We start from the raw sequence: 20,835 nt of genomic DNA, 5'->3' as shown, positions 1-20,835 counted from the left end.
GGTGTCTATCGAGAGGCCATACTGGAAAATGACGGATATCACTACGAATGCTGATCAACATCCCGTATAACCCGCTGTTAAACAGCTTTCTTTGACCTTCAGTGAAGGACTCATTTTTTTATAAAGAAAGTTGGAACAAATATTGTATTCCAAGGAACATTATTCGCTCGGAATGAGAGAAAATATTCCAATCACCGAAATCGTTCGCAAAAGCGATATCGTTGTACATGCGCAGGATCGGATAAGTGTTGCTTATCGATTAATGAAAAGTAATATGCTCCAGCATATTCCCGTCATGGACCAGGACAGGGTCATCGGTATCATCGGCCGTAAAGATATGCTGCGGTTGGGGTTCGGTTATACTTATGAGGGGCGGGAAGATATCGAAATAGGCATGCTCGACATGCTGCAGGTCGACCAGGTAATGGATAGAGATTTGCCCTTGGTAGCCTTGGACGCTATAGTCTGGGAAGTTGCAGAATTGATGGCAATACGGGATTTCGCTGCCTTGCCCGTTGTCGAAGAGGGTAAACTGGTCGGACTTATTTATATCAACGACATCGTGCTTTTTCTGCTCAAAGCGCATTGATACCTATTCGTCATCGCCCAAGCTTTGGGGATCCCAAAAGGTCCGGTCAAAATCGACCACTTGGTCATCAATGACCATGACCCCTTCATTCGCTAGTAATTGCTGCATTAGTGTAGGGCCGCCAAATGCCCGTTTACCGCTCAACAGACCTACGCGGTTAACTACCCGGTGAGCAGGGACAGGCGGATTAGCGCGTGACGCTGCCCGCATGGCATAACCAACCATACGCGACGATCCCGCGGTGCCTAGCGCCCGTGCTATAGCTCCATAGGAAGTGACTCGTCCTTCGGGGATTTGCCTTACGAGCTGGTATACTTGCTCGAAAAAATTAGCAGTTTTATCCGTCTCACTCGCCATCTTACGATATCGTTTTCGTAAAAAAACAAACGCCAATTGTGTCGATACTTATAAAAATCAGTATAATTGGCCTTTAATCAATTGTAATTTGATGAACAAAACTAACTAATATAGTAGACAAATCGACGCTTTTTGTTCTTTTCTTGAATCACTCAATAACAACATGATGAAAACACATACATACATCCAAAAACGTTATGCGATAATGGTGGTCTTACTGACGGGCCTTGCATTCACTTCATGTACCACCGCAACCGATAATTGGGAGCCGTTATTCGACGGAGAAACCCTCAATGGATGGAAGCGCGTTGGAGGGGAGGCCCCGTATGCCATTGAGGACGGCGCAATCGTTGGAACAATGACTTCAGGAACACCGAATTCTTTTTTGGTCACCGAAAAGGAATATGGTGACTTCATCCTCGAGTTGGAGGTCAAACTGGAAGGGGAAGCGACAAATTCGGGCATTCAGACGCGTAGCCATTTGGATGAGGCGGCCAATGACGGCCGTGGCCGCGTTTACGGTAGACAAGTGGAAATAGACCCGGGTACACGGGCATGGACCGGTGGAATTTACGATGAAGCCCGTCGAGGATGGCTTTACCCGCTTGATCTCAACGAGGAAGCTAAGGCGGCTTATAAAAAAGAAGAATATAACCATATCCGTATCGAAGCCATTGGTAATGAAACCAAGACATGGATAAACGGCATTCCGACCGCCTATGTGGTCGATACCTTAGATGCCACGGGTTTCATCGGTTTGCAAGTGCACAGCATTGGTGATGAAGCCCTGGCTGGGAAAAAAGTATATTTCAAAAATATACGGATACAAACCGAAAACCTGAAACAGCAAGATTTCCCATTGGGCATCTATGTAGTAAACCTCACTCCGAATAGCCTCACGGCGTATGAACAGCAGAGCGGTTACCAATTGCTTTTTGACGGACATAGCAACGCCGGCTGGGTAGGTGCTTATAAAGATGCGTTCCCTGCCAAGGGATGGGAAATCAAGGATGGCATTATTTCCGTATTGCCCGCTGATGGTGGTGAATCTACCAATGGCGGTGATATTGTGACGACCGAGCAATATGGTGCTTTTGATTTTTCGTTTGAGTTCAAGCTCACCGAGGGGGGCAACAGCGGTGTAAAGTACTTCGTAACGCTGGACGAGCATAACACGGGTTCGGCTATCGGGCTGGAATACCAGGTACTGGATGACGAGCGGCACCCAGATGCGAAAATGGGGAAAGATGGCAACCGCACGTTGGCCTCACTTTATGATTTGATTGTAGCCCAAAAAACCAATCGCTCGCTGCGCAAAATAGGTGAATGGAATAAGGGGCGGATTGTTGTGCAGCCCGATAATATCGTGACACATTACCTGAATGGTGAAAAAGTATTGCAGTACGAGCGCGGCTCGGATGCCTACAAGAAGCTGGTAAGCGATAGCAAATATAAAAATTGGGACAATTTTGGCCAAGCAGCACAGGGCCATCTTTTACTGCAAGATCACGGGGATCGTGTGAGTTTCCGGAACCTGAAAATTAAATCGCTATAAAAAAAGCGATTTTGCCTACCTTTACGGGCACATTGAGTGGGCAGATGAAGCATTTATTTTTACTGGTAGTAGGCGTTATGTCTTGTTTGGCCATAGCAACTACGGTGTTTGCTCATCTACCTGTGCAGCAAACGCGCTACCTCGCTTTGCGGGATTCGACCAGACAGGCGCAATTGGTGGAGAAGAAGCGATTGGCTGATTCGATCGCTCGTGTACAGGATTCGCTGACGATGCAATACATCGGCCTGCCGGATCCGGATCGGCCCAACCAATTTGCCGATAGTTTGCGGAGCCACCTGGTTGTAGAAAACGGTGATTTCATGGGCTGGCTGGCATTTGCCCGTACGTTGGAAAAGGATATCAAAACAGATGCTGAAAAAGTGAGTCGCGAGCGATGGGTTGTCGGTGCGATAGGCCTCCTGCTATTGCTGCTCGGCATTGTCAGGATTGCGTTTCCCACTGAAGTGCTTTCCATCATCCAAGCATTTTACAACGACCGGATCTTGCTGCAGATCAACAAGGAAGATACGCTATATAGCTCCTGGCCCTTTGTTTTCTTATACATTGTATTCGGTTTTACTGTTGGGCTGTTCATCTACCTATGCAGCATGTATTACACGCGGAGTAGCGGCAGTGGTGGCATAGGGGACTTCTTGGGGATATCGCTTTTCGTGATGCTTTTGTTCATTCTGAAAATCATTGTCACCCGATTCCTGGGGTTTGTCTTCGACTTGCAACGTATCGTGCGCGAATATGTATCCATATTATATTTGAGTTATTTTAATGCAGCATTAGTATTTCTTCCTATTGTGTTGGTGTTGAGCTTGGTTCCGCACAACTACACGATTTGGATTATCCCGATAGCGCTATTTATTGTATTCGGTTTGTTTGCTTTTCGGTTTGCTAAGACCGCGAGTAACCTGCTTACGAATCATCGGTTTTCGAAATTTTATTTATTTATGTATCTTTGTTGCCTCGAAATCGCTCCCGTACTTATTTTGGTAAAAGTATTGGGGAATTAACGTAAGAAACATGCAAGTGTCAGAAGCAGATAGAGCAAAGAAAGTAAAAAGCATTTTAGTAACGTTGCCTAAGCCAGAAAACGAAAAATCACCCTACTTCGCGCTGGCACAGAAGTATAATCTAAAGCTTGATTTCAGGGCTTTCATCCATGTTGAAGGAGTGCCAGCGCGTGACGTACGCAAAGAACAGCGGATCAATCTTTCCGATTTTACTGCCGTCATTTTCACCAGTCGAAACGCGGCTGATCATTTCTTTCGCATTTGTGAGGAAATGCGTTACGAGGTGCCGGCAGATCTCAAATATTTCTGTCTGTCAGAAACCATTGCCCTCTATCTTCAAAAATACATCCAATACCGTAAACGCAAGATATTTTTCGGTAAACAAACCGCAAAGGATTTGGCCGATGTGTTGAAAAAACACGCCAAGGAAAAGTTTCTTTACCCTTGCTCGGACGTTGCCAACGAAGAGACCTATAATTGGCTTCAGGATCATGGTTATAATGTTACGCCTGCGGTGCTTTTCCGTACGGTGGTCAGTGATCTTTCCGACCTGAAGGATGTTTTTTACGATATAATCGTATTCTTCAGCCCGTCCAGTGTTCAGTCCCTGTTTGAGAATTTTCCAGATTTTAAGCAAAACGATACACGGCTTGCCGCTTTTGGGCCCACTACCCACCAAGCGATCTTAGACCGGGAGCTCCTATTGGATATTGCCGCCCCGACACCGGAAGCACCCAGTATGACTATGGCTGTTGAGCAGTACATCAAAGCGGTAAATAAGTAGGCGATTTGACATGTGCCTCGCCATCCCGGGAACAATTTTTTTAAATATCTTCACCTTCTTTAAAGAAATACCGTTTCTTTTGATAAATTTATGGCCGCTATTCCGAGGAGGAATAAATTAAGTATTTATCTACATAAGGAGAAACGCTATTTTGAACGTGCGAGAAAGATAGTTACATTTGCTTAGTCAAGCAGATGGCACTCATAGAAGGTTTGGTCTGAAATTTGCTGCCGTAACGGGTTATTAATCACGGGCTTTTGAGAAAAGCAATGGGGTGATTGTCGGAATCGGGGAGGTAGGCTAACCATTGCATGTGCTTTCGTAGCCATAGATATATCTAAATGAATAGAAATTGTTTACCTATACTATCCGTAATTATATTCGCTGTTTTCTTAACCGGCTGCAGCAAGTCTGGTGGGGGGGAGCTCGTAGGTGTCAAACGGGAACGCCTTAAAACCAATAAAGTGCCGCATGGTATGGTGCTCATACCAGGGGGTACGTTTATTATGGGACAATCCGATCAGGACATTACATTCGCCCAGGTGGCCCAAAATAGGCAGGTCACTATTTCATCGTTTTATATGGATGAAACCGAGATATCCAATAGTGAATACCGGCAGTTTGTCAATTGGATTCGTGATTCCATATTGATTTACAATTACCTGCAAGACGACAATTATTTTGTACAGGTGGAAGGCTCCAACGAGCGATATATCGATTGGTCTAAAGTAAATGGAGGTAAGCGTTCGCTATGGAATTCGAAAGACCAGGCCGTTAGGGAGCGCACGCGCCAGATGTATTACCAAGGAGAAGATCGTATTTTTGGAAAAGACGAACTCGATGTACGACTGCTGCGCTACCATTACGAATGGTATGACCTGCGTGCCGCCACGGCGGCAAAAAACGATCCTGCCAAGACGCGGTCGGACTTTATCCGGCGTGACACCATTTTGGTCTATCCCGACACAACGGTGTGGCTCAACGATTTTAGCTATGCGCAAAATGAACCGATGGTGGAAGGGTACTTTTCCCATCCATCTTTTGATGAATATCCAGTTGTAGGTATCACTTGGCGGCAGGCCCAGGCGTTTAACACATGGCGCTCTCGCCTATTTGAAAATCATCAGCGTAGCCGGAAATCTGGAAGCCGCGAAATCCGCCAGCCCTATATGCTCCCTTCCGAAGCCGAATGGGAATATGCCGCGCGTGGCGGCAGGGTAGGGTCGCAATACCCGTGGGGCGGACCGTCCGCACGGAATGCGAAAGGTTGTCTGATGGCCAATTTCAAACCCGGAAGGGGAAATTATATCGATGATGGTGCCGCTTATACAGCACCCGTCTATTCTTATTTCCCCAATGACTTCGGCCTGTATAACATGGCCGGAAATGTGGCGGAATGGACATCGTCATCCTTCAACGAATCTGCATCATCATTTGTCCATGATATGAATCCAACTTACCGATACGATTCAAAGCCCGGAGATCCCCAATCGCTGCAACGCAAGGTCGTAAGAGGGGGCTCTTGGAAAGACATTGGGTATTTTTTGCAGAATTCCGCCCGTGCCTACGAATACCAAGATACCGCTAAATCTTACATTGGCTTCAGGAGCGTATCCGCATTTCCGGGAGTAGATCCCATGAATAATTAATAGACGTATCAATCAACACTTAAACATTTAGCTTATAGACTATGGCAGCACAACGCAAATTCAAAGTAGGTATCAATAACGTCGTCTCTTGGGGAGCCACGGTGGTCATCATCGGACTGATGGCTAAGTTGCAACACTGGCCTGCAGGAGATTGGCTCATCATTGCCGGTCTCGGCACGGAGGCGTTGTTATTCTTATTGCTTGGTTTCCAAAGCGAGGATAAAGATGTGGATTGGACTAAGGTATATCCCGAATTGGCTGATGACTATTCCGGAGAACTGCCAAAAGCCACAGCCCGGCCAGTAGCTAATGTCGGTACCACCGCCGCGCTTGATAAGATGCTGCAGGATGCGCATATAAGCCCCGATCTGATCGGAAAACTCGGTGATGGCTTACGTACCTTTGGCGATAAGGTATCCGCTATTTCCAATGTGTCCGATGCGTCAATTGCCACTAGCCAATTCACTGAAAAGGTGAAGGGAGCGACTATTAGCTTCGATAAACTCAATGTGGCTTTTGAGAAAGCGTCAAACGATTTGGCCAATATCAGTTCGAGCGGGTCTGATGTCAATGCGTACCATGAGCAAGTGCACAAGTTAGCAAGTAACTTGCAACACCTTAATGCCGTTTACGAAATGGAATTAAAGGATACTGGCAAAAAGCTGCAAACCATTTCTCAACACTATGACAGTATTGCGCACACCCTGCAAAACTTCAATGAGTCTGTCGTCGATACGCAGCAATTCCGGGAACAGGTAGCTCATCTCAATAAGAATCTGGCATCGCTCAATGCGGTATATGGAAATATGTTGGCCGCCATGAACCAACCCCGTGTGTAATTTATTCTTTAAGAAATTAACAACCCTTCAACCTTAAAAAAGTAATATTACACCATGGCAGCAGGAAAACAGACTCCAAGGCAACGAATGATGGGTATCCTATACCTGGTGTTGTTGGGATTGGTAGCATTGAATGTAAGTGACTCCGTACTCGATGCCTTTAAGAATCTCGCGACAAGCTTAGGTACGTCTACCCAAAATACACAAGCCGGTATAGATAATATGTTTAATGCCTTTAGGGCCACTAAGTTAAAAGACGAGCCCGAAAGAGCCAAACCGATATTGGATCGCGCCGAACAAGCCAGTCAGTTAGCCAGTAACCTTTCCAGTTATATCGATTCGCTTAAAATATTGCTCGAACAGGAAGGCGGCGGCCAAAATGAATCGACGGGTGATATTCGGAAACGTGACAACCTGAGTATCAGCCCACGCATCATGATTAAGCAAAAGGAAAAGCGTGCGGAAAAGCTGCGGGATCTCATTAATGAGACCCGGCAACAGCTGCTGGAACTATCGAAGAATGAAGTGGCTTTTTCATTGGATGCTCAAGATCCGCCTGCGCGCGGGGGTATCCAGAAATCATGGGAACAGGCTAATTTTGGTGATGGCATCCCATTGACCGCTGCCATCACAGCGTTGGAAAAAATAAAAGCGGACGTAAAGAATGCTGAGGCAGCCGTTGTGAAGCACGTTTTCGGCGAGATGGATATGGCTGTGGTGAACCTCGATCGTTTTGCAGCGGTAGCCGTTGCGCCGTCGTCTTACGTCATCCAGGGACAGCCTTATACGGCGAAAGTATTTCTCACGGCCTATGACTCTAAATCCAATCCGGAAATCACTGTAGGGGGCAATACGCTTCCCGTCACCGACGGGCAAGCTACGTATTCCATAAACACGGGCAGTGAAGGCGTTTTCAATTGGACGGGTACCATCCGTGTAAAGCAAACAGACGGGACGGTCAAAGAATACATGACCGAGCCACAAACCTATCAGGTAGCGCGGCCTTCTGCGGTAGTTTCACCGGACGCCATGAATGTCTTGTACATAGGTGTGGATAACCCCATTTCGGTATCAGCTCCTGGCATTCCGAAAGAAAGTTTGTCCGTAAGCGGTCAGGGTGTAAGTATATCCGGGTCCGGGGGCAAATATGTAGCTCGAGTGACCCAACCGGGCACCGCTAAGATAAACGTGTCGGCGCGGATGGGCGAGCAGACTCAAGCATTAAGTTCTACCGATTTTCGTGTAAAGCGTATTCCGAAACCGCAGGCCCGCGTGGCCGGCCGGTCTGGGGGCGCCGTGGCGGCTGCACAGATTAAGGGGCAGGACCGCATTTTTGCTGCGCTGGAGGATTTCGAATTTGATGCTAAGTTCAACATTTCCCGTTTTTCCTTGTTGATACAGAAACCACGGGTCGATCCCATGGGGCCATACCAAGGTACGAACGGTACGTTCTCAGGCCCAATGCAGAACGCGCTCGGCTCGATCTCGCCCGGCTCTTTTGTGTTTTTTTATAATATTATCGCCGTAGGGCCTGATGGAATACAACAAGAATTGGATCCGATCTCATTCCGGGTCAATTAAAATAGTTAGAAAGGAGGTCACGATGAAAGTGTATGGTTTTTTGGTTTCCATGTGTGTAGGGTTGATAGCCCATGCACAACAGGGCAATCTTTCCAACAGCACAACGCCTATTGCCGCTGAGGAGCCACCAGTGGACGGTTATTACGTAAAATCCGATATTTTGGATAGGGAAGTTGTGCCCTATTCAACGATAAGGCCCACGGATGTGGCGTATGTTAAGCGGATTTGGCGGGAGTTTGACGTGCGGGAGAAAATGAACAGCTTATATGCCTCACCCAAATCCCGGTTGATCGATGTGATTATGGAAGCGGTAATGGCCGGAGAGCTTACCGCCTATGACCCTACCCCTACCCAAGATGATCCTACTGGTGACAGCTTTAAGACTCGTCTTGCGCCCGACCAGGTAATGGGTAGGTTTGGCGCGGATAGTACCTTGGTAGAGGAATATGATGCGGATGGGAATGTAATCGCGTCGCACTTTGAAGCGTCAGCGTTCAATCCCGATGATGTTGTTCGATTCCGTATTAAGGAAGACTGGATTTTCGATAAACAGCGCGCTGTGTTTGAACCCCGCATCATTGGTATCGCTCCGTTGGTTACGCCTAAGGTGGATGAGATCACGGGCGGAAGCCCCAGCGGTTTTGATGGCGAAGAGCTAGTCGATGATATTCCCGGTTTGACGGAAGATGAGAATGCACCATCGGTAGCGGCAGATGCGTATCCCGCGTTCTGGATCTACTTCCCAGAAGCTAGGCATATCTTGGTAAACAAAGAAGTGGCATCCAGACACAACGACGCTACGGGGCTGAGCTACGATGATGTATTTATCAAACGGTTGTTTGCCAGTTATATCATCAAACAGTCCAACCCCGAAGACGTGCGTATAAGGGACTATATCGACAATGGAATAGACCGGCTATATGAAGCCCAGCGTATTAAAAAGGAGCTTGTTGATTTCGAGCAGGACCTTTGGTCGTATTAATGGCTAAAAATATATCGTGACGTTTTGTCTTTTTGGCACGCAAATCGTTATATACCATTTTATAATGCGAATGTAAAATTGGCTTATGGCGTATTGGGGCACATGAAGATTTCCTAAGTTTGCATTAATGTATTGACAATTGGTTTTCAAACTAGCTATTAAGTCGTGCAACTCAAAAAAGTAGAAAAAATCTCCGGGATAAGCTCGGCTGACTTTATCAAAAATCACCTGAATAAAGGTGTGCCCGTCGTCATGGATGATTTCGTCAGAAAGGATAGTCCTGCGTGGACCAAGTGGAGTTATGACTATTTCAAGGAAATGGCCGGAGATGCTATGATTTCTTTACATGGACGGGAAGACGCATCGAATGATCGAGCGGCCAGTGCCCCTGTGGCAAAAATGAAATTCAGCGAGTATTTAGACCTGATTGAGCGCGAACCGACCGATCTCCGGATTTTTCTGTTCAATCTCATGAAGTTGAAGCCGGAACTTAACCACGATTTGATTTACAATGATGTGACTGGGGGAAAAGTGTTGCAATGGTTGCCCTATCTCTTTTTCGGTGGTGAAGGGTCCAGTACGCGTAATCATTTTGACATCGACATGTCACACGTGTTTATCACCCAGTACAAAGGGGTGAAAAAGGTTTGGTTATTCCCGTTAGAGCAATCGGACTTGATGTATAAATTACCCTATAATTTTCATAGCATTGCCAACATCAAAAATCCCGATTTTGAGAAGTTTCCGGCATTAAGGCATTTAAGCGGATACGAGGCGGAGATACATCCGGGCGAAACCTTGTTTATGCCCTCTGGTTGGTGGCACTATATTCAATACGTAACGGAGGGCTATTCCATCAGCGTACGGGCTTTGCCATCCAACGTCTATGACAAATGGCGTGGGTTCAGGAATTTGGTCATTACCCGGCACTTTGATAATACGATGCGCAGAATCTTCAAAGACCGTTGGTTCAATTATAAAATCAACGCGGCGAATAAGCGTGCAGAAAGGGCGCTAAAAAAGGTTAAGTAATTCACCCGCTTTAGAAAATGAACACGCCGCCCTGAACAGTTGCTATCAGGGCGGTTTTTTTAATTTCGTACGTCATGTATTTTTTTAGGAAAAAAGACCCAAACAGACCGAATAGCCTCAATTTACGGATCATGCATGTGATTAACGTAACGGCCATTATCGTGTTTTTGCTGGCCATCCTTTACAAAATCTTGGAACGTTTTTTTTTCAACTGAATATATACAGAAAACCATGTCAACGAACAAGATAATCATTAATACTGCGCAGGCCCCGGCACCAATTGGCCCCTACAACCAGGCAGTAAAAGCCGGTAACACGCTTTATATATCTGGGCAAATCGCCCTTTCGCCTGAAACGGGCGAGCTGGTGGAAGGCACGGTAGCTGACGAAGCACGACAGGTACTCGAGAACCTCAAGGCCGTGCTGGCTGCCGCAGGGTACGCCTTTATCGACGTGGTCAAAACCACGATTTTTCTTCGTGACATGAACGACTTCGGGACTGTTAATGCAGTTTACGGCACATACTTTGAAGAGCAAGCTCCCGCACGGGAAACCGTTGCTGTGGTCGGGTTGCCAAAGAATGTTAACGTGGAGATTTCCGTTATCGCCTGGAAAGCATAGATGTCGGGACGGTTAAAATATTTTTCGGCAGCCTTCTTTGCCGCGGCATTGTGGGGTTTTATGGCCATCCCTTTGCGCGAGATCAAGGCGTGGCCGGCCGAAGACATCCTCTATTACAGGATCTTTGCTTCGGGGATATTGATCTGGCTGTTTATTTTTATTTTCCGGAGAAGGCAGTTGAGCGCCGACCTCCGTCATGTTCGAAACCTGCCCCGTTCCTTGCGGAAGCGACTCATGTGGCTCACCTTGGTCGCATCGATACTTATCGTGGGTAATTGGTTTACGTTTATCTACGCGGTTAATCATGTAAGTATCCAGTCTGCCGCGTTCGCTTACTTGGTTTGCCCGTTGCTTACCACCTTGGCAGGGTTCCTTATCCTGAAGGAGGATTTGTCCATCATCAAGAAAATCAGTATTGGCATTGCGTTTATTAGCGTAGCGATGCTGGCTCAGGGATCGCTTTATGAAGTCTCTTGGTCGGTAGGCATTGCTTCATTCTACGCCCTGTATCTAGTCGCCCAACGGGTTATTCAGCAGGTGGATAAACTGACAGTCCTCGCCGTACAGCTTACGATATGTAGTCTGCTTATTTTGCCGTTTTTGCTATGGCAGCACCACCCCCTCCCGTTGGAGTCCAAATTTTGGCTTAATATCGTGGTTATTGCAATCATATTTACCATCATACCGCTCTACATGAGTATGTATGCACTCAATGGTATCTCATCGTCGACCGTGGGTATTTTGCTCTATGTCAATCCCATCATTGCATTCGTGGTAGCTGTGGTGTATTTTCATGAACGTATCTATGTGTATCAATTGCTGGCCTATTTTGTTTTGTTTGTAGCTGTATTCCTGTTTAACTGGGGCACACTTCGGAAAGTTTTGCATAAATTCGCATGAACCGTTGAAAGCAAAGAACAGTTGTGGCATCGTTCAGCACCATAACCCCCATTGAATACCTCAAAGGTGTCGGGCCGAGCCGTGCAGACGTGCTCAAAAGCGAGTTGGGTATTCACACGTTTGGCGACCTGTTAAAGCATTATCCCTTCCGATATATCGATCGCACGCAGTATTACAAGATTAATCAGCTGCATGCCGACATGATCGCCGCGCAGGTAATCGGTCGATTGGTACATTTGGAAGAGCTGGGCGAACGCCGGGGCAAACGCTTGGTAGGCCGTTTTCAAGATGACACGGGCACGATGGAACTGGTATGGTTCCAAAGTATCGGCTGGTTGAAAAAGACCTTGCAAGTGGGGGCCGCATACGTCATCTATGGAAAGCCAGGCGTATTCAACAACCAGCTCTCCATGACGCATCCCGAGATGGAGGTTTATAATTCCCGTATCAAGCAACGGGGCAACATGAGCCTTCAACCCGTATACAGCGCTACCGAGAAGCTAAAAAAATTTGCGCTTGACAGTCGAGGTATTCAGAAACTGCAGGCTGCCTTACTGGAAAGCATCATCGGCCAACTGGAGGAATCGCTGCCGGATTACGTGGCGAGAAAGTATCACCTGATGCCGCTTCCAAGGGCGTTGGTAGCCATTCACTTCCCCCGTGACCAACAGGAACTTGCACAGGCTATTCATCGGCTCAAGTTTGACGAATTGTTTTTCATTCAATTGAAACTCTTGAAAAACAAGCTGCTGAACATCCAGAAATTCAAGGGACATCGGTTTGATATCGTAGGCAATCGGTTTCATGCCTTCTATAATGAACACCTCCCGTTTTCGCTCACCGGTGCGCAGAAACGGGTAGTTAAGGAAATCCGGAAGGACACGGCGTCGGGTGCGCAGCTCAACCGGTTGGTGCAGGGTGACGTAGGAAGCGGCAAGACGGTAGTAGCCCTGATGAGCATGTTGCTGGCTGTTGATAATGGCTTCCAGGCGTGCTTGATGGCACCTACAGAGATCCTGGCCCAGCAACATTACCAGAGTATCAAGAAGCTTTTGGGGGGGCAAATTGCTTCTGTACAGCTCCTTACCGGGTCCGTATCCAAGAAGGATCGTAGGGTTATCCATGCCCAATTGGAAGACGGCACATTGGATATCCTTGTAGGTACCCATGCATTGATTGAAGACGGAGTGCGCTTCAAGAACCTCGGGTTTGTCGTGATCGATGAGCAACATCGATTCGGTGTAGAACAGCGGGCCAAGCTTTGGCGCAAAAATCACACGCCACCGCATATGTTAGTCATGACGGCAACTCCCATACCACGGACACTTGCGATGACCTTATACGGCGACCTGGACATCTCGGTCATCGATGAATTGCCGGCCGGTCGAAAGCCCATTAAAACGCTGCATCTTTATGAAAGTGGCCGGTTGCGCATGTTTGGATTCATGAAGGATGAAATCACCAAAGGCAGGCAGGTGTACATTGTATATCCCTTGATCAAAGAAAGTGAGAAAATGGATTTGTTGCACCTTGAAGCGGGATTGGACGCGCTGCGGACGGAATTTCCGCTGCCACACTACCATATCAGTATCGTACATGGCAAAATGCCGGTGAAAGATAAGGATTTCGAGATGCAGCGATTTATTAAGGGCGAAACACAAATCATGGTCGCTACCACGGTTATCGAGGTCGGTGTGGATGTTCCCAATGCCTCAGTAATGGTAATTGAAAATGCGGAGCGCTTTGGCTTGTCGCAATTGCATCAACTACGTGGGCGCGTGGGGCGGGGGGCCGAGCAATCCTATTGTATTCTGATGTCCGGCGGTAAGCTCGGCAAAGAAAGCAAGCTACGGCTGGAAACCATGGTCCGTACGAATGACGGGTTTGAGATTGCCGAGGTAGACCTGAAACTCCGGGGCCCAGGTGACATCGGCGGTACGCAACAAAGCGGGGTACTCGACCTCAAGTTAGCCGATCTCACTACCGACCAAACACTACTGACCGAAGTGCGTAACAGCGTTATCGGTATCTTCACTGCCGACCCGCTGCTTGCCAGCGCTGAAAATGTACGGCTGCGTGAATACCTCACGCGTACGGAGCCAGGCATCAGTTGGGAAAAGATCTCATAGGATCGGGAAAAAATGCATTTTTTTAAAAAACTGTCTAAAAAAATTGCGTAGCTGAATGACTTCATATATATTTGTAGTCAAATAGCTACATAATGCGTATTCGAAGAGACGTTTTCCAAGCCATAGCCGACCCGACAAGGAGGGCTATCCTGTTATTGGTTGCAACCCAATCTATGACCGCGGGTGCAATAGCGTCAAACTTCGATACCGCTAGGCCGACCGTCTCAAAGCATTTGCAAATACTTACGGAATGCGAATTACTCGAACAAGAGCAAAACGGCAGGGAGATTCACTATCACATCAATGCAAAAAAGATGAAGGAAGTGGCAGATTTTATCGAACCGTTTCGAAACATGTGGGACGACCGGTTTAATAAACTGGAAGCGATAATGAAAAAATACCAATCAGAATAATAGCCTATATGGAACGGAAAACAAAAATCCACGCCGAGGATGGTAAACAAGAATTAGTGATAACCAGGGAATTTGATCTGCCGCTGGAATTACTTTTCAAAGCATATGTTGAACCTGAGATTGTAGCGCAATGGATGGGTACGAATGTGCTGAAACTTGAATGCAAGCCCCACGGCGGATGGGAGTTTGAGACAACCGATGCGGAGGGAAACGTCGTATTTCGGTCAAATGGGGTCATTCACGAGTTTATTCCAAACCAGAAAATCACCCGGACATTTGAAATGGAGAACACGTCCTTTGCGCCACAACTTGAGTTTTTGGAGTTTGAACGGCTTACCGACGACACCAGTAAACTCCAAATGCAAATTGTATTCCGGTCGGTTGCACTCCGGGACCAATTATTGCAGTTGCCCTTCGCTCAAGGCATCAATATGGCACACAACCTATTGCAAAACATCGTAAATAAAATAAAAACAAATTAACTCACGAAACATACAATGATGAAGAAGCGAGATAAAATTATCTATTGGATTGCCACGGCTTGGCTTGCGTTGGGGATGCTTTCGACCGGGATCGTACAATTAATTAAAATGAAGGAAGAGGTAGCGGTTATCACGCAATTAGGCTATCCCGCCTATTTTTTGACGCTCTTGGGTATTTGGAAAATTCTGGGTGTTGTGGCCATACTAATTCCTAGATCGCCTTTGCTGAAGGAATGGGCTTATGCAGGCTTTTTCTTTGCCATGACGGGAGCAGTGTTCTCGCATATTGCATCAGGCAGTGCTGCTATCGAACTATTTGGCCCATTGTTGCTGTTGGTGCTAACAGCAGTATCGTGGTTTTTCCGGCCAACCGGGAGGAAAGTTAGTACGTTGTCTGTGGCTTAAGCGAGGTAGTGTAACTGATGTAACTGATAATTATTTATATATGAATAGTAATAAAAAAGAGCTGTTGCCCGAGCAACGCGACGAACTGCTCCGCACATTGAAAGCTCGTTTTGAGAAAAACAGCCACCGCCACAAGGGACTGGAATGGGCGAAATTGGCAGCCAAGCTGGAAGCCAATCCCGAGAAACTATGGGTTCTCGATGAAATGGAAGTAACAGGCGGTGAGCCAGATGTTGTCGGCTTTGATAAGAAGACGGGCGAATTCATTTTTTACGATTGTTCGGCTGAAAGCCCTAAAGGACGCAGGAGTCTTTGTTACGACCGTGAGGCGCTGGACGCCAGGAAAATGCATAAGCCAGCGAATAGCGCGGTGGATATGGCCGCTGAAATGGGTATCGAACTATTAAACGAAGAACAATACCGAGCGTTGCAGGAACTGGGGAAATTTGATGCTAAAACGTCAAGCTGGGTCGAAACACCCGCAGATATCAGGAAGCTCGGCGGAGCCATCTTCGGTGACTGGCGTTTCGGCCGTGTCTTCATCTATCACAATGGCGCAGACTCCTATTATGGCGCCCGGGGATTCCGTGGCTCGTTACGGGTATGATATTAATAAATTGAAGCGTCCGCCGGGAGCAGCATCTCCATTGACATACCAGTCCAGCGGATCAGCTTTCTGCATATTGTCAGACCACTTGAATTCCAGGTTGATACGCTGCGTCGGCAGGCCAAGCACGGTGAGCGGGACGGTGATCATTAATTGATTGCCTGAAAGTTGATGGTTCAGGGCGCCGATGTGCCGCCAGAAGCCGTTCACATAGCGTTGAAGTTCGTTGCCATTGACGACACGGAAATCGTAACCATACCAACCCGATTGATACGATTGATCGACATTCAGCCAAAGCGTCATCCAATTATCGCCCGAGGTGGGGGTGATATCAGCTGCTGTTTGTGCGTAAAAATAAAGCGCCTCATCGCTTGCCGCAACCTTGAGGGTTTCAAAATCGTTGCGTCCCGTTTCATTTATATAGGTAATCTCAGGGTCAGACTGCGCTCCGGGATGACGGCGATGCAGGACGTCGCCGACGTAGTCGGTGTAGGCGGCCGTTACCTCCTTCCAGTCGGACCATTGGCTAATTACCCTTCGTATACCGAGCGGGGATACCGTATCCGTTCCTTTATAGTGGCGTATATTGCCTACCATTTGCATGTAATAATGGTCCTTTAGGCCATCGGTCAACGACGGTTCGATGTCTCGGCTGTATTCGGCATTAGCTTGGTCAACAAATAATGCCTGATTCTTGTCGCCTGTGCTGCGCCGCCATTTGCCAGCAATCCATTCATTCCAGCCGGTGATGAAAATGAATGGGACATCTTGCTGTAGAGCAAAATTCCATTGCTCTTGCACGTTATATCCATGCCAAAGGTCGGTTGTGGGGTTGCCGGGAGAACTGTTGCGATAGCTTCTGCCCCAATTGCCTGCTTGTTCGTAAAATGCCGAACCTCCCATGGATGCTTCTAAATTGGGGTGTTGGGCAGTGGAAACATTGACGATTTCCTTTTCACCTTTGTGATTGTAATATACCTTTTGAGGTCGCTGGAACTCAATCCAGGGCCATCCGTTGATTTTCTGCGGTTCATTGGGCCACTGGGACTCTCTGATAGTGAAAAAGTCAGCGTAGTCACGACCTGCGGCCTCCCGGGATAGCCCGATAATCAATGGTTTTCCTTCCAGGTGAAACCAGCAATTGGGATAGCGATGCGGCGCATTGTCTTTATAATAATTGTTGTAGATTTCCTCCATGGCCTCACCGGAGGCTGTATTGGTATAAAAGACGATTTGGGGTGGTTGCTTACCCTGCTTCCGAACGGTTTCGATCGCCTCCATCAGCACAACGGACTGCTTGGGATAGGTCAACCGGTTAGTGGCATCGATGACTAGGAAATCAACGCCCGCGTCGGTAAGCAGTTGCATGTTTTTCAAATGTACCCAATAATCGTCACCCCGGTAATATCCGTAGATGGATTCGCCCCAAAAGTAATACTTGCCTGGCTGACCAGCTCCGCCACCCCAACCGGGATGATCAAAATCCTTAAATACCGCCGGTGTCTTGGCATACAGTTCGCTCAAATCCCAGTGACGTTCCGAGGTAGGGGACGATTTATCGCCTTGCCACAGGAAATAAAACAGCCCCACATGGCGGTTCGCTTTTTTCGCACCGGTTTCTTCATACTGCGGTAAAATCCTGCCTAATTCGTCAACGCCCGATAGCACTTGTCCATCACTGGACCTAGGGATTAAGACGAACATCGCGACTATGCCCATTATAAAATGCATCCAACGACTGATACTTGTTGAGTTGATTATGGGGGCGATCTTTTTCTTTCCAAACATGCTCAATCGTTTTAAGAAATTAGTTGAATGTGAGCCCTAATTTGATGATACTTACTGGGTTTATAATAACGCAAATATATCCCGATGACCTTCCGATGGCAACCCGCACTATACTGTGGTAACCTGTACCATCCTGACGCTGATACATTAATGGGAAGCTTAGGGATTGCGTTTTAGGGGTTGATGGAATTAACGATATGTATTATTTCCCCATGAGCTGATCATCCCAAACTAATTTCGGTTTGCCGTCCTCACATACGACGCGGTTTGGAGCTACCACAAACATGCAGTCCGATACGACATTCCATTTTTTGTTGTAAGTTCTCTGAAAGGTGGTATAGGTTGCAACCTTATTCAAGAAAGCGGCAGTATCCGATTCCGCGGCATAGGCGATATATCCTGCAGGGCCCCCGCAAGCTTTTTCTCCGATAGCGGTAAATCGCCATTCCCCACGGTCTTCACAAGCGTGTAGAGCGGCCAATGAGTCTATCTCTTGGTATAACTTTTCCAACAGCAAACTTTCCGCTTCGGCATTCCCCACGATGGACTGCTTTTCGCACGCAAACATAATCAGGGCCGCACCGATACTCATCAAATACGCGAACGCTTTCTTCATATGTATGACACGTTATTTTTAATAAAGACGAATATAAAAAAACTTTTGCGACAATCGAAGTGCTGCTTACATTTGCGTTCAGCTATCGTAGGTAATGACACATATTTTAAACAATCCGGCATGGCATGCATTGACTTCGGGCAACAGATCTTTAGCCCACGGAAGTGGACCAGTTAGGTATTTTTGGAATGACGTGTCCCCCTTCGCCGGGTTGGAAGAAAACTCCGTTGAGCAGTTTGATGAGTTGGCTCGGCTTGTTCCCTTTGATAGTCCGTTAGCAATTGTGTTGCCTACAGCGACTACGCTACCAGCTCCTTGGAGCATTATACAGCAAATAGCTGTATGGCAAATGGTTTATATTGCGCCACTGCACAAATTGCCATCAGCTACATCCGTTGTACAGTTGGGTAGCGCGGATGTTCCCGAAATGCTGAAATTGACAAAACTAACCAATCCCGGCCCATTTGAACACAATACGCTCCGGTTCGGTCATTATGAAGGTATTTATGAAGGTGACCGGTTGATTGCCATGGCAGGACAACGGATGCACCCCCAGCCGTACGCTGAAATCAGTGCGGTGTGTACCCATCCTGATTTTTTAGGAAGGGGGCTTGCATCCCAGTTGTTGGTTAGGCAGATCCATCGAATCAAAGCAGCAGGAGAAATCCCTTTTCTCCATGTCAAGTCAGAAAATTCAAGGGCGATAGCTGTATACCGGAACTTGGGCTTTGAAAAAAGGAAAGAAGTCGTTATTTACATCATCCAAAAAATATCGCCTACCTCGTAGTCTTTTTCGTCTATAAAAACACTCGTTTCGTCTAATCCCCAATCCATTGGTCGATTGTTGATGCCCGTTTGTCTATTATCGCCCATTGCGTGTGCAACGTTTTTTGAAGCTTGTCGTCTTATCCATAAAAGCGAATAAAGAAAACAAAAATCGAATAGTTATGAAATCGTTAGTATTAAGCGCCATGATTTGCGCAGCAGCAGTAGGAAGTAGTGTCGCAAGCACGTATGTGCCCACCCATTCCGTAAAAACCGACAAGGAAATCGTAAGCGACCAAAAAACGGTCGCGACGTTCAAGCAGGTCATTGCTTTCCACCAGCGGAATGTGGATGTATTATGGCAACAGTATCAAATGGCCGAAGTGCGCATAAGGGAAAGCCGGGGCAACCACGCCGAGTTAGAACGAGATGAGGCATTCTTCAAAGGCGTTTACCAACAAGATATTGACCGCGGAATCCGTGTAAAAGAAAGCAAAAAAGCAATTGCTGAGATAGAGGCCACTTACGAGAAGAAGCATGCCCAGCGTGACACCCGTGAACGAACAGAGGTAGCTCGTTTACAAGGTCAGTTAAGGGCTGAGTTGAATAATGAAAAGAAAAGATTCGAGAAAGCGAAGAAACAACACGCCAAGTTAGTAAACGATGAGACCCTTCCATTGTTGAAACAGGCAGAGCAGCATTTTGCCAAGGCGATTGATCGAGCAAATAGTTTCGATACTGCTGACACAACCATTGCAGCGCGCTAAGCAAACCTCCTCGGAGTCTATATATAGCCAGGCAGCCCCTTTGTTAGGAGAGGCTGCCTTTGTTTTTGCGCATACCAAGCCCATTTTATTCCTAAAAAAGTTTACCTTAGTGTCACAATATTTATACACCATAAAAAAAGCATCATGAAGAAGTTATTTACAACTGTTGTTGTTTTAGCGATTGTCGCTTCGGTGGCCTTTGCCCAAAAGATGAAGGTTTTGTCTGGCGATTTTAACTTCCTGAAGGGTCAGGAGACCGTTATGGTAAAATTAGACTTCAGTGAGGTCACGTTTTACAACGAAAACCTATCCGAACAGGAATATATCGACAAGCGCATCAAGGAAATAGAAGAAAAGGAACCTGGTGAATCAGCCAATTGGGTAAATGACTGGAAATCGTTTAGGGATACCCGGTTTTTGGATAAATTTATTTCAATAGCCACGGAGAACTCTAAAGCAAATATCGAATTTACCAAGACTGGCAGTGCCCCCTATACACTTATCGTCAAAGCAATATGGATTTACCCGGGTTGGTTTGGCGGTGTGATGAAACAGCATGCCAAAATCAGTACATTACTGCAGTTTGTCGAATCCGGCAATCCGGATAAGGTACTATTGGCCATTGAAGCAGATAAGGCACCTGGAGACATTGCGTTTGTAGGGATACCCAATAACAATGACCGGATTGCAGAGGGTTTTGCCAAGACCGCGAAAACACTTGTACAACGCATCGACAAGGAGCTGAAATAGTAAGTAATTTCAAGATGTCAGTTCTCGACTGACATGTTGGGGCGAAAAAAATGACAGGTTGTCGGTAAGTTTGTCGTGAGGGCGAGGCGCAACGGATTACATGGTAAAAGAAAGGCCCTGAAACGGGGAGAATCAGGGCCTTCTAACTAACCAATTATAAACCTAAATTATGAAAAGACAATTTTACATGATGATATATTCA

Annotated in this window: 23 protein-coding genes; 20 read left to right on the top strand and 3 right to left on the bottom strand. The window is 46.9% G+C overall.

Annotation, left to right across the window (positions count from 1 at the left end; genetic code table 11):
* Positions 1 to 172: 172 nt before the first annotated feature.
* Positions 173 to 589: a CBS domain-containing protein gene (locus tag IEV98_RS03430; RefSeq protein WP_188504516.1), complete on the top strand. Its 417-nt coding sequence runs from the start codon at positions 173 to 175 to the stop codon at positions 587 to 589.
* A gap of 3 nt (positions 590 to 592) precedes the next feature.
* On the opposite strand, the gene IEV98_RS03425 is transcribed toward IEV98_RS03430, so the two are convergent.
* Entirely contained in the window at positions 593 to 946 is a 354-nt protein-coding gene (locus IEV98_RS03425) for an MGMT family protein (RefSeq protein WP_188504515.1), read from the bottom strand.
* 166 nt (positions 947 to 1,112) lie between these two features.
* Here IEV98_RS03425 and IEV98_RS03420 point away from each other — a divergent pair, with 166 nt between their 5' ends.
* The 16 genes from IEV98_RS03420 to IEV98_RS03350 all read left to right on the top strand — a co-directional run bounded on the left by IEV98_RS03420 (position 1,113) and on the right by IEV98_RS03350 (position 15,947).
* The gene (locus tag IEV98_RS03420) at positions 1,113 to 2,501 is read left to right on the top strand and encodes a 3-keto-disaccharide hydrolase (protein ID WP_371870665.1); all 1,389 of its coding nucleotides are present in this window, start codon (positions 1,113 to 1,115) and stop codon (positions 2,499 to 2,501) included.
* Positions 2,502 to 2,545: 44 nt separating this feature from the next.
* The gene (locus IEV98_RS03415; protein WP_188504514.1) at positions 2,546 to 3,523 is read left to right on the top strand and encodes a DUF4271 domain-containing protein; all 978 of its coding nucleotides are present in this window, start codon (positions 2,546 to 2,548) and stop codon (positions 3,521 to 3,523) included.
* 10 nt (positions 3,524 to 3,533) lie between these two features.
* The gene (locus IEV98_RS03410) at positions 3,534 to 4,307 is read left to right on the top strand and encodes a uroporphyrinogen-III synthase (RefSeq protein ID WP_188504513.1); all 774 of its coding nucleotides are present in this window, start codon (positions 3,534 to 3,536) and stop codon (positions 4,305 to 4,307) included.
* A gap of 341 nt (positions 4,308 to 4,648) precedes the next feature.
* Positions 4,649 to 5,956, top strand: a complete 1,308-nt coding sequence (gene porK / locus IEV98_RS03405) for a T9SS ring complex lipoprotein PorK/GldK (RefSeq protein ID WP_188504512.1) — start codon at positions 4,649 to 4,651, stop codon at positions 5,954 to 5,956.
* A 41-nt stretch (positions 5,957 to 5,997) separates the two neighbouring features.
* Entirely contained in the window at positions 5,998 to 6,795 is a 798-nt protein-coding gene (gene porL / locus IEV98_RS03400; protein WP_188504511.1) for a type IX secretion system motor protein PorL/GldL, read from the top strand.
* A 54-nt stretch (positions 6,796 to 6,849) separates the two neighbouring features.
* A complete protein-coding gene (gene porM / locus IEV98_RS03395; RefSeq protein ID WP_188504510.1) occupies positions 6,850 to 8,376 on the top strand; it encodes a type IX secretion system motor protein PorM/GldM in 1,527 nt (508 codons plus the stop codon).
* A 22-nt stretch (positions 8,377 to 8,398) separates the two neighbouring features.
* Positions 8,399 to 9,358: a gliding motility protein GldN gene (locus IEV98_RS03390; RefSeq protein ID WP_188504509.1), complete on the top strand. Its 960-nt coding sequence runs from the start codon at positions 8,399 to 8,401 to the stop codon at positions 9,356 to 9,358.
* Positions 9,359 to 9,523: 165 nt separating this feature from the next.
* Positions 9,524 to 10,390 (top strand): cupin-like domain-containing protein, encoded by an 867-nt coding sequence (locus IEV98_RS03385; protein WP_188504508.1) that lies wholly within the window; start codon positions 9,524 to 9,526, stop codon positions 10,388 to 10,390.
* 74 nt (positions 10,391 to 10,464) lie between these two features.
* Entirely contained in the window at positions 10,465 to 10,605 is a 141-nt protein-coding gene (locus IEV98_RS24625) for a DUF6728 family protein (protein ID WP_307726850.1), read from the top strand.
* A gap of 16 nt (positions 10,606 to 10,621) precedes the next feature.
* Complete coding sequence (locus IEV98_RS03380; protein WP_188504507.1) at positions 10,622 to 11,011, top strand: RidA family protein; 390 nt, start codon at positions 10,622 to 10,624, stop codon at positions 11,009 to 11,011.
* Entirely contained in the window at positions 11,012 to 11,911 is a 900-nt protein-coding gene (locus IEV98_RS03375; protein ID WP_188504506.1) for an EamA family transporter, read from the top strand. It begins immediately after the preceding gene.
* 23 nt (positions 11,912 to 11,934) lie between these two features.
* Positions 11,935 to 14,040: an ATP-dependent DNA helicase RecG gene (gene recG / locus IEV98_RS03370; RefSeq protein ID WP_188504505.1), complete on the top strand. Its 2,106-nt coding sequence runs from the start codon at positions 11,935 to 11,937 to the stop codon at positions 14,038 to 14,040.
* 92 nt (positions 14,041 to 14,132) lie between these two features.
* Positions 14,133 to 14,453, top strand: coding sequence for an ArsR/SmtB family transcription factor (locus tag IEV98_RS03365; RefSeq protein WP_188504504.1), 321 nt, complete (start codon positions 14,133 to 14,135; stop codon positions 14,451 to 14,453).
* An 8-nt stretch (positions 14,454 to 14,461) separates the two neighbouring features.
* A complete protein-coding gene (locus IEV98_RS03360; RefSeq protein ID WP_188504503.1) occupies positions 14,462 to 14,935 on the top strand; it encodes an SRPBCC family protein in 474 nt (157 codons plus the stop codon).
* A gap of 15 nt (positions 14,936 to 14,950) precedes the next feature.
* Positions 14,951 to 15,340, top strand: coding sequence for a DoxX family protein (locus tag IEV98_RS03355; RefSeq protein ID WP_229738543.1), 390 nt, complete (start codon positions 14,951 to 14,953; stop codon positions 15,338 to 15,340).
* Between the two features lie 40 nt (positions 15,341 to 15,380).
* Positions 15,381 to 15,947, top strand: a complete 567-nt coding sequence (locus IEV98_RS03350; protein ID WP_188504502.1) for a DUF4256 domain-containing protein — start codon at positions 15,381 to 15,383, stop codon at positions 15,945 to 15,947.
* Here the strand turns inward: IEV98_RS03350 and IEV98_RS03345 are convergent.
* Positions 15,936 to 17,735 (bottom strand): hypothetical protein, encoded by a 1,800-nt coding sequence (locus IEV98_RS03345; protein ID WP_188504501.1) that lies wholly within the window; start codon positions 17,733 to 17,735, stop codon positions 15,936 to 15,938. The genes IEV98_RS03350 and IEV98_RS03345 overlap by 12 nt on opposite strands.
* A 202-nt stretch (positions 17,736 to 17,937) precedes the next feature.
* On the bottom strand, positions 17,938 to 18,351 hold the full coding sequence (locus IEV98_RS03340; RefSeq protein WP_188504500.1) for a hypothetical protein: 414 nt from the start codon (positions 18,349 to 18,351) through the stop codon (positions 17,938 to 17,940).
* Between the two features lie 94 nt (positions 18,352 to 18,445).
* On the opposite strand from IEV98_RS03340, the gene IEV98_RS03335 reads away from it, so the two are divergent.
* From IEV98_RS03335 to IEV98_RS03325, 3 genes are all read left to right on the top strand, one after another.
* Positions 18,446 to 19,138, top strand: a complete 693-nt coding sequence (locus IEV98_RS03335; RefSeq protein ID WP_188504499.1) for a GNAT family N-acetyltransferase — start codon at positions 18,446 to 18,448, stop codon at positions 19,136 to 19,138.
* 160 nt (positions 19,139 to 19,298) lie between these two features.
* Positions 19,299 to 19,883, top strand: a complete 585-nt coding sequence (locus IEV98_RS03330) for a hypothetical protein (protein ID WP_188504498.1) — start codon at positions 19,299 to 19,301, stop codon at positions 19,881 to 19,883.
* Between the two features lie 144 nt (positions 19,884 to 20,027).
* Entirely contained in the window at positions 20,028 to 20,633 is a 606-nt protein-coding gene (locus IEV98_RS03325; RefSeq protein ID WP_188504497.1) for a hypothetical protein, read from the top strand.
* Positions 20,634 to 20,835 lie beyond the last annotated feature (202 nt).

This window comes from Parapedobacter pyrenivorans (genome assembly GCF_014636865.1).
Lineage (GTDB): Bacteria > Bacteroidota > Bacteroidia > Sphingobacteriales > Sphingobacteriaceae > Parapedobacter > Parapedobacter pyrenivorans.
This window is presented reverse-complemented; position numbering and strand designations above follow the sequence as displayed.